Genomic DNA, 17,689 nt, shown 5'->3' with positions numbered 1-17,689 from the left:
GAACGCGGAGCGTCCCGAGAGGCATTCCCACGCAGAGCGTGGGAACGATCAAATGGTATTTTCATGCCTGCGGATTTTCAGGCAATGCTTGAAGGAAACACGGAAGCGCACTATGACAAGAAAAACGTATATGAAAAGTAAGTTGGTTGCCGTTTTGTTGGTTGTTTCAGTGTTTGTGAATATCGCAGTGCTGATGTCTGTCATGTTTAATGGTTTTTCGAGAACCCAAGGCATGAAAATGATTAAGACTAGAGAACCTATGTTGATTGGTGGGCAGAACGGTGATGAAAATTACTATGTGCTGCCTATGGGGGCTACTGTTTACTATGACAAAAGCTTCTCGGAAGGATTTAGTCGGTACATGGTTTATTTTAATCACCATGGTCCCATTGTTGGTGATGAGGTTCCAATGGAGCCAAAATATCAAGGTTCGCTTGTTGATCCCCTTTGGTTGTCTGATGTTGATGCAGATACGTTGAAAGAAATTTTCAAGCGTTTCCCCCTTTCCAAAAAAGACATTGCCGCCGCTATTAAGTCTAATGAAATAACCAATGATGATCTGGCCGACATTATTCGCCCAATGCCAGATTGACCAGTTCTATAGGCGCTGCCGAAGTCTGCGATAGTTTGGCTTTGATTTTTAGAATCAAGATCAAAAGATTGCAGCTTTCGGCAGTTCCATAGGGCCAAAAAAAACCGCGACCCCCCTCACCAGAGAATCGCGGCTCATCAACACCCAATCCCTACTGCTGCAACACCGTCGCCTGGTTAGCCGACCCGAACTGCTGAATATTCGCGGTCTGCGTAACCCCGCTCTGATCGACATTGGCAATGTTCCCCGTGCCGCCCTGGGTCACATACGCCACGTTCATCGTATCCGCCTGTTTAACAGTGATCATGTTGTCGCTGCCATACAACTGCGCGGTATACGCCTGGTTCCCCGACCCGGACTGATCAAACTCAGCACTGTTCCCCGTGCCATTCGAAGAACCCTGCACCAGGTTGCCAGTGCCGCGCTGATCCGAGATCAGAATGTTGTCGCTACCATTCTGATCAAAGTACAGCTCGTTGTAGGAATCAGCCTGACTGACCGTGGTCTTGTTGCCCGTCCCGGTCTGATGCGTGGTCATGACTTGCCCAACGCCATCCTGCGTGAAGCTGGCGATGTTGCCGTTGCCCGCTTGAGTGACGGTCGCGCGTTGGCCACTGCCGAACTGGCCGCCGGCTTGCGGGCCTTTCCAGTTGCTGGCGTAGACCTTGTTGTCGTTGCCCACGGACGTGGCGTTGAGCACGTGGCTGTCGCCGTTCTGGTAGGTGAAGTGCACGTTGCCGTTACCGACCTGATACAGCGCCAGTGTCGAGTTGACCGATTCGAACTGGTCGGCGTAGATCGCGTTGCTGTTGCCGACCTGGGTGACGGCGGCGGTGTTGTTTTCGCCGAAGCTTTGGTCGACCACGGTTTCGTTGCTGTCGCCGTACTGGTTGACGGTGGCTTGGCTGGCCAGTTGCGCGTCCTGCCAGATTTCAGTGCCGTTGAGGTTACCGAACTGGTTGATGGTGATGTTGCCGCCAGTGCCGTTGCGCTGGTCGCCGTAGGCGTAGTTGCCTTCGCCGGCCTGGTTGATGCCGATCTGGCCGCCGTTGTGCAGCACTTGTTCGGCGGTGCCGTAGTTGGCGGTGCCGTACTGGGTGATCACCGCGCTGTTGCCCGTGCCTTCATAGAGTTGTTCGATGTTGGCTTCGTTACTGTCGCCGAACTGGAAGGTTTTGCCTTCGCTGCCGTTCTGCGAATCCTGATAGATGAACGAGAAGTTGCCGGTGCCTTGCTGCTGTTGCAGCGCGCTGTTCGGTGAGCCGAAGCCCAGCGACTGACTGGCGTGAGCGGTGTTGAAGGCGCCGACCTGTTGTTGGGTGATGGTGGCGTTGTCTTCGTAAAGCTGTTCGGCGTAAGCGGCGTTGTAGTCGCCGACCGCGTCCTGGGTGATCACGCTGGTGGCGTGATCTTGCACGGCGGCGGCGTCGTTGCCTTGGCCCAGTTGGGTCTGGGTGGTGGTGCTGAATGGGGCCTGGGTCTGTTTCACGTCGGCGATGTTGGCGGTACCGACCTGGCTTTGGTTGGACAGGCTGTCGTCGGCCATCGCCTGGGCACTGATCATGACCAGGATGGCGGCGGTGAGGGGCGTCAGTTTGAACATGATGAACTCTCCGATGATTGGCAGTGCTTAGCGATATTGCTTGACCGAAACGCTCATGCCGTTGCCCGACTGGGTCACGGCGCTTTGCAGCCCCGCGCCGGCCTGCTCGATGCTGGCGTCGTTGTTGTTGCCGTTTTGCGAAATCTGCGCGCGGTTATGGCTGCCGTTCTGGGTGATTGAGGCGGCGTTGCCGGAACCGTTCTGGTTGATCAGCGCCATCAGGTCGCTGCCCTGTTGCAGGATGTACGCTTCCTGATTGCTGCCCGACTGCACGATCTGCCCGAGCAGCGACTGACCGTTCTGTTGCAGCAGCGCGACGTTGGCCTGGCCGAGTTGGTCGATCAGTGCTTGCTGGCCCACCGGTGGGGGCAGTTCGCCGAGGTCGCTGCTGGTCGGGGCCAGGTCGTCGTTTTCCATCAGGTCGTCGGCACGCACGCCTGCACTGCTGCACAGCAGGAGCAGGCAAAGCAGGGCGGCGGTCGGCGTGTTCATGGCGAAAATCCTGTGTGGCGTTATCCGGTTGCGAAGCACGCCCCAGCCACCCGAAAGTGGCTGGGGATCAGGCTTACAGCGTGTTTACCGAGACCGTGCGCACGGTGCCTTGGGACGAGCGGATCGTCGCGGTCGGGTTGGCCGATGGCACCACCAGCGTGTTGTTCAGCGTCAGCCGCCAGCGCCCGGTCAACGGCACCGTGGTGGTGCCAAGGGTGACCAGCCCGGAAGGGGTGGTGACCTGCACGGTGATGGTGTTGCCGGTGGTCACTGACGAGGTGCCGGTGAAGTCCCAGTTGAAGCGCCCGCCGGAGCGTGCCTGCACCGTCGATGCGGTGACGGCGAACGTTTCCGCTGCTGGCCGTGGCGAGACTTGCACCGTGACCGTGGCCGGCGTCGACAGGGCACCGAAGGCGTCCCGGGCGATGTAGGTGAAGGTCGTGGTGAATGCCGTGGTCACGGTGGCCGGTGGGGTGTAGGTGATCACCGTGCCGTCAGTGCTGACCGTGCCGCGTCCGGCGGCGGGTTGGGTCAGACTGTTGACGGCCAGCGGCACGTTGCCTTCCGGATCGGTGTCGTTGGCCAGCACGTTGATCGGGATCGCAACACCAAGCGTGGCGACGCTGTCGGCGACGGCGGTCGGTGCCTGGTTGGGCGCGACGGTGATGGTTACGGTCGCCGGGTTGGCCGAGGCCAGGCCTTTGGCGTCCTGCGCTTTGTAGGTGAAGGTCGTGGTCAGTGGCGCGTTGACTACCGCTGGCGGGGTGTAGACCACTGAAGTGGTGCCGTTGAGCGCGACGGTGCCTTGGCCGGCGGCCGGTTGAGTCAACGCGGTGATGCCCAGTGGGTTGTTGCCATCGGGATCGCTGTCGTTGGTCAACAGACTGAGGGTGATCGGCACGCCGAAGCTGGTGCTGCCGCTGTCGGCGTTGGTGATCGGCGCTTGGTTTTCACCCGTGTCCGGCGCGCTGCCGACCACGACGACCGCTTCGGTGTCACCACCGCCAGCGGCAGATTTCACCGTCACGGTAGCGGGTGGCTGAGTCAGGTCGGCGATGGTGATGCGCTGCAGCGTGCCGGTTTTCGACAGGCGTCCGTAGCCTTGCGCAACCATGTCCGGGATCGCCACTTCATCGCTCGAAGTGGCCTCGATCAGCAAGCTATGGTTGGCCCAGTTGTAACGGGCAGTCTGCACTTTCACCACGTCGGTGAGCTTGGCCGACACGGCCGTCGGACGCGTAGTGCCGGCGGGGTTGGTGGCGGTCACGACGACTACCGGAGGTACCGCGCCAGTGCCCAAGCGGTGGCCGAAGAACAGGCCGTTGTTGTCACCCAACAGACTGGTCTGGCACGGCGTTGGCGGTGGGCCGGGCAGCAACGCCACGGTTTCGCGGAAGCACAGGGTCGAGCTGTTACTGGCCTTGGCAAACACTTCGGCACGCACGCCAGCGGCGGTGCGGCGATAGGTGGCGCGGTCGATTTCAACCTGGGTCTGCTGACGGTTGTCGAGCACTTTGCCGGACAGGCTGAACACGTTCGACTGGATCGTCCCGGCCGGCCCGGTGATGCGCAGGAAGTTGGTGTTGAACGGGCTGCCGGTCACCGCTTCGTTGAGGTTCGGGTCACCGACGAAAGTTTCCGTGGCGCCGGTGTCCGGGTTCACTTCGGTGTACGGACCGTTAACGCTGCGCAGAAACGGTCCGATGGCGCCATTGACGGCACCGGTGAAATTGCCCGGCGCGCCGATGCCGATGTCGCGGGTGATATTGATCGCGCGGCGCCCGGGTGCGGTGACATTGACCGTCTCGACACCGTACGGGTGAGTGATGGTGTAGGTGCCGGCAACGGGTACGTTCACCCGGATGCGAATCCGCGCAAAGCTTTGCTGATCACCATCGGCCGGATTTTCCGAGGCGAATGCCGCTTCGATCGCGGCGACATAGGCGTCCACACCATAACCGGCAGCGTTGTCGGCAATCGTGGTTTCGGCCAGAAACCAGAAGGCTTCCGGCGGCCAGTTGTCCGGGAAAATCATCGGCTGGGCATCGTCGTAGATGCCTGGCTCGGCCAAGAGAATGCACATGTAGGCCGGCGGCGTGGTCGCGGCAACGCGCGAACTGGCAGCACGCGACTGGCACAGTTCCATCGACAGCAAATTGTTGTCCTGATACCACATCGGGAATTTCCCGGTGGCGAAGGTGTAAGGGCCGGGGTCGACGGCGGCGAGTTGCGCATAGGCACTGCCGGTCAGCGAGAGAGCGAGCCCGAGCGCGTTGAGCGCAAAGCGTGGCCACTTGTTCATGATGCCTCCTGATGCGGATCTGGGCATGTGAGCGTTCATTGCACGATGACCACTTCTTCGGTATCGCTGCCGCCGTTGGACGACGTCACCCGAACCTTGGCCGGTGGGATCGGCGAGATCCCGGTGGCCAGGGTTTTCACTGCGCCGTCGCCGCCCAGCGCACCGATGGCGGCGCCGCTGCCGGAGGTGGCGGTGAGTACTGGCGGTGAGGTTTCGTCACTGGTCGAGGCGACCACGGTGAGTTGTCCGGAGCTCAGGCTGTATTGCGCGCTCTGGATCACCACCAGGTCGGTGAGGGTCATGGGCAGGGTGGTCGGCGTGCTGCTGGCGATGGCCAGGTGGTTGTCGGCAGTCACTTGCAGGGTGGTCGGCAAGGTCGGGTTGGCCGACGATTGCGCGTACCAACTGCCGGTGGAGTTGGCCTCGGTCATGTTCAGCACCGGGGTGCTGCTGGTCACGGCGACAGTGCCCGGCGCAGGTGGCGCGAGAACGAACACGTCTTGTTGGGCGACCGGCGCACTGGTTCCCGCTTTACGCGAGTAAGTGCTGCGCTGGGTGATCATTGGCGTTGGCCGGACCACCGTCGACAACTTGCCCGAAACGGCGAACACGTTCGTCCGCAGATCGAGGCCGTTAGGGCCTTCGATGCGTACGTAGTTGGTGTTGAACGGGCTGCCGGTGACTGCCTCGTTGAGGTTCGGGTCGCCGACGAATTGTTCGGCGGCACCGGTCAGCGGATTGGTCTCGGTGTAGGGACCGTTGACACTGCGCAGGAACGGTCCGATGTCACCCTTGAGCGCGCCGTCATAGGTTTTCGGCGTGCCGATACCAATGTCGCGAGTCATGTTGATTGCGCGGCGACCGGGGGTGTCGATGTTGAACACGTCGACGCCATACGGGTGGGTGATGACATAGGTGCCGGCGGTCGGTACATCGACGCGAATACGGATTCGGGCGAAGCTGACTTGATCGCCCTCGACCGGTTCTTCAGCGGCGAATGCGGCTTCGATGGCGCTGACGTAGCCCAAATCAATCCCCCGTGCGGCGTCGACGAGGGCCGTTTCGCCGGTGAACCAGAACGCTTCGTCGGGAAAGTTTGTCGGGAAGACAATCGGTTGCGCGTCATCGAACACGCCGGGGGTCGGCAGCAGCGAGCACATGTACGACGGCGCGCCGGGGGCACTGGGTACTCGGGAGCTGAGCGCTTTGGACAGGCACAGGTCCAGGGTGCGACCGTGTGAGTCCTGATACCAACTGGCGAAACCACCGTTGGCCGGCGTGTACGGACCCGGATCAACAGCAAACAAAGCAGCCTGAGCGATGCCCTGGGCCAATGCGCTCACGACCAGGACAGTCGCGGTTTTGGACAGTAAAGGGTGCATGAGTTAATCCCTCTATCAAAGTACCTGCCCCTTGGGGATGGGTCAGTTGCACAGGGCCTGTACACCTTCCATGCCAAAGTGCGATGGATGGGCGTGAGAGGGCCGGGATAGAGGGGTTTCAGGTATGAAGTTGGGTTTTTTGGCCAACGGGGAAAGGGCGTCATTCCCCAGAATCGGGGACGGTGGGGATGACCATCATGGCCCGCCGTACACAAAACCCCTGTAGGAGTGAGCCTGCTCGCGATAGCGGTGCGTCTGTAATGAAAATGTCGACTGGCCCATCGCGATCGCGAGCAGGCTCACTCCTACAAGGGATTAGCGGTGTCTGTGGGATCAACTCAACCGGGGCGATATCCCCGTATCCGGGCAAACCCCCACCCGTGGGCTATAACCCTATAGGGATGTATCGGGAAGTCGCCGCCATGAACATGCAGTCGAAATCGCTACCGGTCGAGGAGGGCAGTCTGCGCTTGAGCTCGCGCAAGCAGTCGTTCAACCTGCTGCGCTGGTTTTCGCTGATCAGCATGGCGGTGATTGGGACGGTGGCTGTGGCCCTCGGCGCGGTGTCGACGCGTTTTGTCATTGATGAAAGCGTGCAGCGCGATGCCTTGCTCACCGCGCAGTTCATTCAGGCGATCGCCTCGGCCGAGGTGCGCCATGTGTCGATTCCCAATGTGCGGACCATGGGCGAATTGCTCGATCCGCGTCAGGACATGCACTTTCCCGACGTCAGTCCGCAAGCCCGGGCCGATGCACGGGGTGAGTTTCTCGATCACATCGAACACTTGCCGGACGTGATCCTCGCCAACATTTATGCGCCCGACCGCCAGGTGATCTGGTCGACCAACCCGGTGCTGATCGGCACCAGCATTCATGCCGACGAAGACCTCGATCGTGCCTTCATCGAAAAGATTCCCGTATCCGCCAGCTACCACGACGTCGACAAGGCCCGTGAAGAACAGAAGTTCATCACGCCACCGGACTACATCTTTATCGAAAACTACATTCCGCTGTTCGACGCCGAGGGCAAGAACGTCACGGCGATGGTCGAGATCTACAAGGAGCCCAAGGATCTGATCGCGCGCATGGAGCGCGGATTGGTTCTGATCTGGCTGGCCACCGCGCTCGGTGGCGGGCTGATTTATCTGGGGCTCTACTGGATCGTGCGACGCGCGGCGATTCTGCTCGCGGCCCAGCAAAAACAACTGATCGCCAACGAAACCTTTGTCGCGTTGGGCGAGATGTCTTCCGCCGTGGCCCACAGTTTGCGCAATCCGTTGGCGACCATTCGTTCCAGCGCTGAACTGGCGCTGGAGTTTGATGCCGGCCCGGCAGAAAAGAACATCAACGACATCATCGGCCAGGTCGATCGCATGTCGAAGTGGGTGCGCGAGCTGCTGCAGTCACTGCGTCCGCTCAACGATGATCCGGAACCGGTGAATCTGGTGGCAGCGCTGCACGAAAGCCTTGTCGCGTTTGAACAGCAGATCGCCAGGGCGGGCGTGCAGGTGGTTTTTCATCCGCAGCACACGCCGATGGTGCTCAGCCAACCGGTGCAACTGACACAGATCCTCAACAGCCTGCTGGCCAATGCGCTGGAGGCGATGGACAAGGGCGGAACGCTGACCGTCAGCCTGGAACCGAGCGAAGACCGTGGCGTGTGCGTGGTGCTCAGCGATACCGGTAAAGGCATGAACGAAGAGCAACGGACCATGGCGTTCCGGCCGTTTTTCACCACCAAGTCTGGCGGTCTCGGGGTCGGTCTGGTCCTGGTCAAGCGCATCATGGAGCGCTTCGGCGGCGGCGTGACCCTCGACAGCCGCGAAGGCGAGGGCACCTCGGTTCGATTGGCATTCCAATTAGTCCAATGACGGGCCTATTCCATTTCGCGGACTGCCGAAGACTGCGATCTATCGACTGATCGTTCCCACGCAGAGCGTGGGAACGATCAACACTTCCACCGCTGCAGAATTTCACGGGCCAAAATTTTATGAACTTCCCCCATCAGTGGGTGTCAAGCCCCGGTCACCGGGGAGTGGGGAAACCCATAGCCTCCTCAAGTCCCTGTAACAACTGGAAATAATTTATTGGCGCACTAGTTGCAAAACACCATCACCCCTTCCTTGATGAGGCGGCTGGTGATGGACACAACAACGCGTGACCCAAACAACACCTTTTTGCTGACGCCCTTGAGCGTCTTGCTGATGTTGACCCTCGGCACCATGGGCGGCGTTAGCGCCAGCCCGATCGATGACGAACGACAGCCAGAAACCTCCGACCCGTCCGCGTACTACGACGAACCGGCCGACCGCGCCGGTGCGCTGAATGAGATCCTGACCCTGCCCGAGGCCAACGAAGATTCCTTCGATTTGCCCGACGGCGTCAAAGGCACCCGCGCCTCGACCCGCACGGAAAACATCCTGCCGCCGACTGTGCAGACCAGTTTCAATTACCCCACCAACGGCAAGCCGAGCCCACTGTATGGCGCGCAGCCGTTTACCCAGCAGCTGACCCTGTTCGAAGAGTTCGGCCCGGAAAAACTCGACCCGACCACGCCCGCCGCGCCGCTGCCATTTCCGCCGGCTGCGATTGGCCCGGCACCGGCTCAGGACCCGAACAACGTCGCCCGCAGCGCGCCACCCGGCACCGCCCTCGATGCGTTCCTGCGCCAACCCGGCCTGACGCCATTCCCGAGCCAGTTCTCCAATATCGTCGACCGTAACCCGTGGCAGGCGCAGATCGAAGTGTTCCTCAACCGCCACATCGGCTCCTCCGCCGAAGGGCGGCCGCCAGGAAAAGGCTGGGCGCATCAACGCTGGAACGAGTTCTACCCGCAAGCCGCTTACAAAACCGTGCAGACCGGCGCGCGCCTCAACGGTGGCCTGCGTGACAGTGTGCAAATGCACCATTACGCGGTCGGCGAGTTCGGCCCCGGCGGCCTGTATCACAACGTCGCTGGCGTGCCGCTGACCGATGGCACTTCCAAGGGCGTCGACCCGCGTTTCCACCCGGCCATGCCGGCGCAAAACCACAATTCGGTGTGGACCTTCGACGGCACGTTGCCGCCGAAACTGTTGATGGTGCGCTACGGCCAACCGGTGATGATGCGCCACTACAACGGCTTGCCGATCGATCCGTCGGCCAACCGTGGTTTTGGTCTGCATACCATCAGCACCCACGAGCACAACGGTCACGCGCCAGCAGAAAGCGACGGCTATGCCAACGCGTTCTTCTTCCCGGGGCAGTTCTATGACTATCGCTGGCCGATCCAGCTCGCCGGTTACGACAGCATCAACACCAAGGCTGAAGACCCACGTGCGGCGTTCCCCTGCGCACCGGGTGAAACCTTGTGGGTCAACGACCTGGCCCCCGCGAAGAAAACCTGCGACCACGGCACCATCAAAATCCGTGGCGACTGGCGCGAGACCATGAGCACCCACTGGTTCCACGACCACATGCTCGATTTCACCGCGCAGAACGTCTACAAGGGCAACGCGGCGATGATGAACTACTACAGCGCGCTGGATCGCGGCAACGAGTCGGTGGACGACGGCGTCAACCTGCGTCTGCCCAGCGGCAGTGCCTTGCCTTGGGGCAACCGCGACTATGACGTCAATCTGGTGTTCGCCGACAAGGCCTGGGATCAGGAAGGCCAATTGTGGTTCAACCCGTTCAACACCGACGGCTTTCTCGGTGACCAGTTGCTGGTCAACTGGCAGTGGAAACCGACCCTCGACGTGCGCGCACGCAGCTATCGCTTCCGCATCCTCAACGGCTCGGTGTCGCGCTACTTCAAACTGGCGCTGGTGCGGGAAATCAAAGGTAGCGGCGGTGAGTTCCAAGGGCCGAAAAATTCCGGCCTGACGTACAGCCGCGTGCCGTTCCACATGATCGCCAACGACGGCAACATCATGGAACACAGCGTACCGTTCGACGGCAGCATGGATCTGGACGCCGATGGCGATAAACAGAACCACAACGCGATCCTGCCGACTCAGGGCATCGCCGAGCGCTTCGACATCATCGTCAACTTCTCGAAAAACGGCATCAAGCCAGGGGACAAGCTGTTCTTCGTCAACCTGCAGGCTCACGACGACGGCAAGGGACCCAAAGATGTCATCTCGCTGGGTGACATCCTCTCGGAGAAATACCTGGCGGTGATCAAGCAGACCAGCAAGGGCCCGCAGTGGGACAGAGGCGATCCGGCGGTGGGCAAGGTCTTGCAACTCAACGTCAAGGCCTACACCGGTCAGGATCTGGCGATGAACCCGGCAGCCTACGAACCGGCCAAACCCGGCAAGGCCGAAGGGTTGGTGATGATCCCGCTGAAAATTCACCGTGACAACGCTGCCGATAAAGCTGTGCTGGCCAAGGCTCGCCACCGCACCTTCACCTTTGGCCGTTCCGACGGCACCGATGAGGCGCCGTGGACGGTCAAGACCGATGGCGGTTTCGGCTTCCACATGGACCCGCGTCGCTTGAATGCTTCGACTCAGCTGTCCAGCGGTCCGACCGATGCCGGTATCACCGGGTTCGGCACCCTCGAAGTGTGGAACATCAAGGCCGGCGGCAAGGGCTGGAGCCATCCGGTGCATGTGCACTTCGAAGAGGGGATCATCCTCAGTCGCGGCGGCAAGACCCCACCGGAATGGGAAAAATGGGCGCGCAAAGACGTCTATCGCATCGGTTCGGAAAACGATGGCCTGGACAGCGTCGAAATGGCGATCAACTTCCGCGAGTTTGCCGGGACCTACATGGAGCACTGTCACAACACTCAGCATGAGGACAACTCGATGTTGCTGCGTTGGGACCTGGAGAAGCCCGGCCAACTGCAACTGATGCCAACCCCTCTGCCGAGCTGGGACGGTGTGCGCTACGTCAACTCCGCCGCGCTGCCAACTTTCCGCAACGGCGACGGTATGGGCCCACAAGTGGTGGTCAAGCCATGAACCGCCGCCACGGTGACAGCCAACCTGTGCATACCCCCCGCTCCCGGGCGCTGGGCATGCACCTGGTGCTGCTGCTGGTGGCCTGTGTGCTCGGCAGCCGTGTGCTGCTGGCGCACCAGGCCAGTGTCGGCGAGCCGTCAGCGGCGAGCGAATCCGCCACCCCGTGGGGTGGCGACTATTTCCCCAACACCCTGCTGACCGATCAGGACGGTCGGCAGGTGCATTTCTTCGATGACCTGATCAAAGACAAAGTGGTGGTGATCAACTTCATCTTCACCTCGTGCAGCGACTCCTGCCCACTGGAAACCGCACGCCTGCGCCAGGTGCAGAAACTGCTCGGTGATCGGGTCGGGCAGGACATTTTCTTCTACTCGATCAGCATCGATCCGCTCAGCGATACGCCCGAAGTGCTCAAGGCCTATTCACAACGTTTCAAGGTTGGCCCCGGCTGGAAGTTTCTCACCGGCGAATTCGAAGACGTCACCGACCTGCGCAAGAAGCTCGGGCTGTTTATCGACGGCGTCGACAACGGCCGCAACAAGGATCACAACCTCAGCCTGATCGTCGGTAACCAGACCACCGGGCGCTGGATGAAGGCCTCGCCGTTCGAGAATCCGTGGATCCTCGCCGATCAACTGGCCAATACCTTGCAGAACTGGAAGCAGCCGAGCATCGAAGAAAGCTACGCCAACGCTCCGGACATTCGCCCGCCGAGCAACGGCGAAGAACTGTTCCGCACCCGTTGCGCCTCGTGCCACAGTCTCGGCCCGCAGGATGGCCAGGGCATTGGCATGCGCAGCATTGGCCCGGACTTGATTGGCGTAACCCGCCACCGCGATCCGAAGTGGCTGAATCGCTGGATCCGCGAACCGGATCGCCTGCTCGCGGAAAAAGACCCGATTGCCCTGCAACTGTATGAGCAATTCGAGCGAATCCCGATGCCCAACCTGCGCCTTGACGAGCAATCCGCGCAGTCGATCATCGACTTTCTCAGCGATGAAACAGAGCGTCAGCAACCGTCCACTGCGGCCATGACCGACGGTGCTTTGACGCCAGTAAAACCGGGCGATCCAGCCGCGACGGTGAGTCAGATGCGGTAGCGGCGAAATAGCATCATTGAACCGTGTGTCGCGGTCAGAGCCGCCTACACTGATGGCTGTAACTGGCCCGATACAAAATCTCCAGGGCACTCCCATGCAGAGACTGGAAACACAAAAATCACCTGCGCCAACCTTGGCGGCTGCTGCCGGCAAGGGCTGGCGCGAGCAGTTCAATCTGCTGCGCTGGTTCTCGCTCGCGAGTTTTTTCATCATCGCCGCCGTGGCGGTAGGCCTCGGTTATATCTCCACGCGCTTCGTGGTCACCGAAAGCGTCGAGCGCGACGCGCTGCTGACTGCGCAATTCGTTCAGGCCATCGGTGCGGCGGAAATGCGTCACGCCAAAATCAATCCGAACCGGACGATGGGCGAAATGCTCGACCCGCGCCAGGACAACCACTATCCCGATGTTGACCCGGCGTTACAGGCTTCGGCACGCACCGAGTTTCTCGATCACGTCGAACACTTGCCGGACATTTTGCTCGCGACCGTTTATGCGCTGGATCGCACGGTGATCTGGTCAACCAACGCTGAGCTTATCGGCGTGCACATCAAGGATGACGATGAGCTCGACGAGTCATTCGAGATGAAAGTGCCGGTGTCCTCCAGCTACCACAAGATCGACGATGAGAAACCCGAACAGCAAATGTTGCGCGAACCGAAATACCTGTTCATCGAGAACTACATCCCGATGTTCAACGCCGACAAAAGCAAAGTCGTCGCCATGGTCGAGGTCTACAAGGAGCCGGCGGATCTGGTCGATCGTATAGACCGTGGATTTGCCTCGATCTGGGCGGCGACTTGCTTCGGCGGTGCGGCGATCTTTCTCGCGTTGTTCTGGATCGTCCGGCGCGCGGCGAAACTGCTGCAGAGCCAGCAACAACAATTGATCAGCAACGAAACCTTCGTCGCCCTCGGCGAAATGTCCTCGGCGGTGGCGCATAGCCTGCGTAATCCGCTGGCGACCATTCGCTCCAGCGCCGAACTGGCCCAGGAAGTCGCCAGCCCCGGTGCGCAGCGCAACATCGGCGACATCATCAGCCAGGTCGATCGAATGTCGCGTTGGGTGCGCGAATTGCTCGTTTCACTGCGGCCGATGAATGACGACGGCGAGGCGGTGGATCTGGTGTTGGCGGTTGAAGATACCTTTGGCGCATTTGATGCATTGATCAAACGCAGTGGAGTCGAAGTGCGATTCAGTCCGCAAAACTGCGCGCCAGTCGTCAGTCAAAGGGTGTTGCTCACGCAAATACTCAATAGCCTGTTTGCCAACGCTCTGGAAGCCATGCCCAAGGGCGGTGTGCTCAGCGTCGAATTCGAATCACCGCAGCCCGACAGCGTGCGTCTGACCGTGAGCGACACCGGCAAGGGCATGAGCGCGCAGCAGCAACTGTTGGTGTTCAAACCGTTTTTTACCACCAAGCAGGGCGGCCTCGGGGTTGGCCTGGCGTTGGTCAAAAGAATCATGGAGCGTTTTCAGGGCTCGGTCGTTTTGACCAGTAAAGAGCAGGAGGGAACCCGCGTCAGTCTCAACTTCAAAGTGGCATCGGGAGGGGAATATGGAACACAGCATTCTGCTGGTCGAGGATGACGAACTGTTGGCCGAAAATATTCAGACCTACCTGGAGCGCAAAGACTTCGAGGTGACCGTCTGCCATTCGGCCGAAGACGCGCTGGGGCAACTGGAAACCTTCATGCCCGACATCGTGCTGACCGATAACTCGCTGCCGGGCATGAGTGGCCACGACCTGATCCAGAAGCTGCGCGTCAGCGCGCCGGATCTGAAAGTGATCATGATGACCGGTTACGGCAATGTTGAAGATGCCGTGGTGGCGATGAAAGAGGGCGCCTTTCATTACGTCACCAAACCGGTTGCATTGCCGGAACTCAAATTGCTGCTCGACAAGGCTCTGGCCACCGAACGGATGGAGCGCACGTTGTCGTTCTATCAGGAGCGCGAGGCGCAGAAATCCGGGGTGCAGGGGCTGATTGGCGACTCGGCACCGATGCAGTATTTGAAGAACACTATCGGCCAGTTGCTCGATGCCGAGCGACGCATGGCTAACACCGATCTGCCGCCGGTTCTGGTCGAAGGCGAGACCGGCACCGGCAAGGAATTGGTGGCGCGGGCGCTGCACTTCGACGGGCCGCGCAGCAAAGGTCCGTTTATTGAATTCAACTGTGCGTCGATCCCGTCGAATCTGGTGGAATCTGAGCTGTTCGGGCATGAGAAGGGTGCGTTCACCGATGCCAAGGACCGTCGCGTCGGGCTGGTGGAAGCCGCGGATGGCGGCACGCTGTTTCTTGATGAGATTGGCGAGATGGACCTGCTGTTGCAGGCGAAGATTTTGAAGTTGCTGGAGGACCGCACCATTCGCCGCGTCGGCTCGGTGAAGGAGCGCAAGGTCAATCTGCGGGTGATCAGTGCGACCAACTGCAACCTTGAACAGATGGTCCAGCAGGGCAAATTCCGTCGTGATCTGTTTTTCCGTTTGCGGATCATTTCCATCAAGGTGCCGCGGTTGTATGCGCGGGGCGACGATATTCTGCTGCTGGCCCGGCACTTCCTTGCCAGTCATGGCAAACGTTATGGCAAGCCGAATCTGCATTTCAGCCAGCAGGCCGAAGAGCTGCTGCTCAGTTACACCTGGCCGGGCAATGTGCGCGAGCTGCGCAACATGCTCGAGCAGACCGTGCTGCTGGCGCCGAGCGACACGATTGCCGCGCATCAGTTGAACGTGTGCATGAGCCTGTGTGACGAGTTGCCGCCGCAGCATCAGCATCAGCATCAACACCACGAACCTGTGTCGCCCTACGAACCGCGTCCGGCGAGCAATATGGAGTCGATGAACCTGCCGGAAGTCGAACGCGACATGGTGCGCAAGATGCTCGACAAGACCGACTGGAACGTCACCAAGTCCGCGCGCCTGCTGGGCCTGAGCCGCGACATGCTGCGCTATCGCATCGAAAAACTCGGCCTCGCCCGCCCCGACAAACGGCAGTGGTAGCCCGCCACCGATCCCCTGTAGGAGTGAGCCTGCTCGCGATAGCGGTGTGTCAGTCGACTTTTTATGGCTGACACACCGCTATCGCGAGCAGGCTCACTCCTACAAGGGATCGGTGGTGCCGCAGATGTTGTGAGCAACCCGGATCAATGCTGCTGCCGACTCAAACACTCCAGCACACAACCCGGATCCAGCACCTCGTCATTCACATAAATCCCACGCTCGGCATCGTAGGTGCGGATAAACACCCGTACCGTCGCATCCGCCACGGTCGGCAACTGCGAATCGGAGAATTCATGGTCACCCGGAAGCACCACAAAATCCTGCGGCGCCGTATCGTCGTAAGGCTTGGGCGGTGTGGAGCTCAGTGAATACGGAGCAGGGTGGGCGAAGGGCTGGTTCGGCCCGTAATAATTGAAATTGCTGTCCAGCGCTTGCGCCTGAGTGGCAGCGAGCAGACAGCCGGTCAACAACAGCCGATCGAGCATATGCATGGCGGCACCTGCGAGTGCGGTTTTCCCCAAGGCTATTAACTATAGCTGCCCGACATTCAAACAACCGGGTGATTGATCACATGCCCCGGCTGTGCGTAAAGATCGATGCCGAGGGCATGCATAACTTTCAAAACCGTTTCGAAGCGCGGCTTTGCGCCGGGCGCGAACGCCTTGTACAGACTTTCGCGACCCATGCCAGAAGTTTTGGCTATCTGCGTCATCCCGCGCGCCTTGAGCACATAGCCGATTGCGCGAAGAAACTCTTCGTTATCCCCATCTGCAAGAACCTGGGACAGGTATTCGCTGATGGCTTCGTCACTGTCCAGCAATGCTGCCACGTCGAAATTCGTTAACGTCTGGCTCATGGTTAAACCTCCTTAGCCATTTTTTGTGCGCGTCGGATGTCTGCGCTTTGTGAAGACTTGTCGCCTCCAGCCAATAGAACGATGACTGCACCGTTACGCATCGTGAAATACACCCGATAGCCTGCACCCACATCTACACGCATTTCAGATACGCCATCACCCACCGATTTAACATCGCCGAGATTTCCTGTTGAGGCCCGATCAATGCGACGTGCGATGGCTACTTTTGCCCGCAGGTCTCGAACAGAACGGTGCCAAACCTGGAAGGCTGCTGTTTGTTGAATAAGATAATTCATTGCTTGACTGTATCCAAGTGGATACTTTTGCGCAGTCAGCCAAGTCGTCCATCAAGCCTTGAAATATCGTTGATATTTGTAGGCAAGAACTTCCTCATTTGTAGGAGTTGCCACGAGGGTTGGCTTACAAGTTTGCAACAACCGCAATTGAAGAGCTGATCTAGACTCGGATCCGCTCAATCACGAGCATCGTCCGGAGTGCGCCATGGAAGTGCCCAACAATAAAACCGCCATCGACAGCAATCGACAGGCGTGGAACGACTCCGCCCGCCATCACCAGGATTCGCCTGACTGGCAGGCCTTGCTCGGCGAAGTCGCACAGGCGGATTTCTCCTGCCTTGATGAGACGTTGAGCGGGTTGCTGGAGGTCGATGGCAAGGATGTCATTCAACTGGGCTGCAACAATGGCCGCGAGAGTCTTTCGCTGTTTGCCCTCGGTGCCAGAAGCGTGGTCGGTGTCGATCAATCAGCGGCGTTTCTCGAGCAGGCCCGCGAGCTGAACAAGCGTTCACCGCACAACGCCGAGTTCATCGAAAGCGATATTCATCATTTGCCAGTGTCATTGCAGAACCGCTTCGACGTGGCGCTGATCACCATCGGTGTTCTCAACTGGATGCCGGACATCGGCGAGTTCTTCCGCCACGTCGCCTCGACGCTGAAACCGGGTGGGAAACTGGTGATCTACGAAACCCATCCGTTTCTGGAAATGGTCGATCCGGATGCGGAAGATCCGTACCGCCTCGCCAGTTCGTACTTTCGCGCCGAGCCGTTTGTGCAGGAAGAGCCGATTGTGTATGTCGGCAAGGTTGAACAGCAGTCGGCAAAGTCGTATTGGTTTGTGCATACGCTGGGGGCGATTTTCAGTGGTGCCATCGGGGCAGGGCTGAACATTGCGCACTTCAGGGAGTATGCGCATTCGAATCGGGAAGAGGTGTATGACCAGTATCTGAATCGAGAGGCGCAGATGCCGATGTGCTTTACCCTGGTTGCCACCAAGGCGTGATTGATCGGTGCGGCAACCGGCCTCATCGCGAGCAGGCTCACTCCTACATTTGAAATGCATACCCCCTGTAGGAGTGAGCCTGCTCGCGATGGCGGCATCAAAGCCGCCA

At 59.8% G+C, this 17,689-nt stretch carries 14 protein-coding genes; 7 read left to right on the top strand and 7 right to left on the bottom strand.

Translation table 11 applies throughout. From position 1 onward, the window contains the following. Positions 1 to 130: 130 nt before the first annotated feature. The gene (locus ACOYXJ_RS27845) at positions 131 to 592 is read left to right on the top strand and encodes a magnesium and cobalt transport protein CorA (protein ID WP_460372764.1); all 462 of its coding nucleotides are present in this window, start codon (positions 131 to 133) and stop codon (positions 590 to 592) included. A 151-nt stretch (positions 593 to 743) separates the two neighbouring features. On the opposite strand, the gene ACOYXJ_RS27840 is transcribed toward ACOYXJ_RS27845, so the two are convergent. From ACOYXJ_RS27840 to ACOYXJ_RS27825, 4 genes are all read right to left on the bottom strand, one after another. Then, positions 744 to 2,195 (bottom strand): curlin, encoded by a 1,452-nt coding sequence (locus ACOYXJ_RS27840; RefSeq protein ID WP_460372762.1) that lies wholly within the window; start codon positions 2,193 to 2,195, stop codon positions 744 to 746. 27 nt (positions 2,196 to 2,222) lie between these two features. Beyond that, on the bottom strand, positions 2,223 to 2,687 hold the full coding sequence (locus tag ACOYXJ_RS27835; protein WP_110721043.1) for a curlin: 465 nt from the start codon (positions 2,685 to 2,687) through the stop codon (positions 2,223 to 2,225). Positions 2,688 to 2,760: 73 nt separating this feature from the next. Continuing rightward, complete coding sequence (locus ACOYXJ_RS27830) at positions 2,761 to 4,989, bottom strand: Ig-like domain-containing protein (protein WP_460372760.1); 2,229 nt, start codon at positions 4,987 to 4,989, stop codon at positions 2,761 to 2,763. Between the two features lie 35 nt (positions 4,990 to 5,024). Then, complete coding sequence (locus tag ACOYXJ_RS27825) at positions 5,025 to 6,371, bottom strand: hypothetical protein (protein WP_150794777.1); 1,347 nt, start codon at positions 6,369 to 6,371, stop codon at positions 5,025 to 5,027. A gap of 422 nt (positions 6,372 to 6,793) precedes the next feature. On the opposite strand from ACOYXJ_RS27825, the gene ACOYXJ_RS27820 reads away from it, so the two are divergent. The 5 genes from ACOYXJ_RS27820 to ACOYXJ_RS27800 all read left to right on the top strand — a co-directional run bounded on the left by ACOYXJ_RS27820 (position 6,794) and on the right by ACOYXJ_RS27800 (position 15,425). Continuing rightward, a complete protein-coding gene (locus ACOYXJ_RS27820) occupies positions 6,794 to 8,242 on the top strand; it encodes an ATP-binding protein (RefSeq protein ID WP_150794776.1) in 1,449 nt (482 codons plus the stop codon). A 270-nt stretch (positions 8,243 to 8,512) separates the two neighbouring features. After that, positions 8,513 to 11,320, top strand: coding sequence for a multicopper oxidase domain-containing protein (locus ACOYXJ_RS27815; RefSeq protein ID WP_150794775.1), 2,808 nt, complete (start codon positions 8,513 to 8,515; stop codon positions 11,318 to 11,320). Then, entirely contained in the window at positions 11,317 to 12,420 is a 1,104-nt protein-coding gene (locus tag ACOYXJ_RS27810) for an SCO family protein (RefSeq protein ID WP_460372758.1), read from the top strand. The genes ACOYXJ_RS27815 and ACOYXJ_RS27810 overlap by 4 nt, the downstream gene beginning before the upstream one ends. Before the next feature lie 94 nt (positions 12,421 to 12,514). Further along, a complete protein-coding gene (locus tag ACOYXJ_RS27805) occupies positions 12,515 to 14,008 on the top strand; it encodes a sensor histidine kinase (RefSeq protein ID WP_460372756.1) in 1,494 nt (497 codons plus the stop codon). Beyond that, a complete protein-coding gene (locus tag ACOYXJ_RS27800; RefSeq protein ID WP_460372754.1) occupies positions 13,977 to 15,425 on the top strand; it encodes a sigma-54-dependent transcriptional regulator in 1,449 nt (482 codons plus the stop codon). Before ACOYXJ_RS27805 ends, ACOYXJ_RS27800 begins: the two co-directional genes overlap by 32 nt. A 143-nt stretch (positions 15,426 to 15,568) precedes the next feature. Here ACOYXJ_RS27800 and ACOYXJ_RS27795 read toward each other — a convergent pair whose 3' ends face one another. From ACOYXJ_RS27795 to ACOYXJ_RS27785, 3 genes are read right to left on the bottom strand one after another with little or no spacing between them, the layout of a single operon-like run. Next, positions 15,569 to 15,916, bottom strand: a complete 348-nt coding sequence (locus tag ACOYXJ_RS27795) for a hypothetical protein (protein ID WP_150794771.1) — start codon at positions 15,914 to 15,916, stop codon at positions 15,569 to 15,571. Between the two features lie 56 nt (positions 15,917 to 15,972). Then, a complete protein-coding gene (locus tag ACOYXJ_RS27790; protein WP_134174129.1) occupies positions 15,973 to 16,281 on the bottom strand; it encodes an addiction module antidote protein in 309 nt (102 codons plus the stop codon). Between the two features lie 2 nt (positions 16,282 to 16,283). Further along, positions 16,284 to 16,577, bottom strand: coding sequence for a type II toxin-antitoxin system RelE/ParE family toxin (locus tag ACOYXJ_RS27785; protein WP_460372752.1), 294 nt, complete (start codon positions 16,575 to 16,577; stop codon positions 16,284 to 16,286). Between the two features lie 205 nt (positions 16,578 to 16,782). Here ACOYXJ_RS27785 and ACOYXJ_RS27780 point away from each other — a divergent pair, with 205 nt between their 5' ends. Then, on the top strand, positions 16,783 to 17,580 hold the full coding sequence (locus tag ACOYXJ_RS27780; RefSeq protein ID WP_460372750.1) for a class I SAM-dependent methyltransferase: 798 nt from the start codon (positions 16,783 to 16,785) through the stop codon (positions 17,578 to 17,580). Positions 17,581 to 17,689: the final 109 nt, after the last annotated feature.

This window comes from Pseudomonas sp. Tul2A7 (assembly GCF_054790505.1).
Note: the sequence above shows the minus strand (reverse complement) of the source record. Positions and strands in the feature narration are given on the sequence as shown.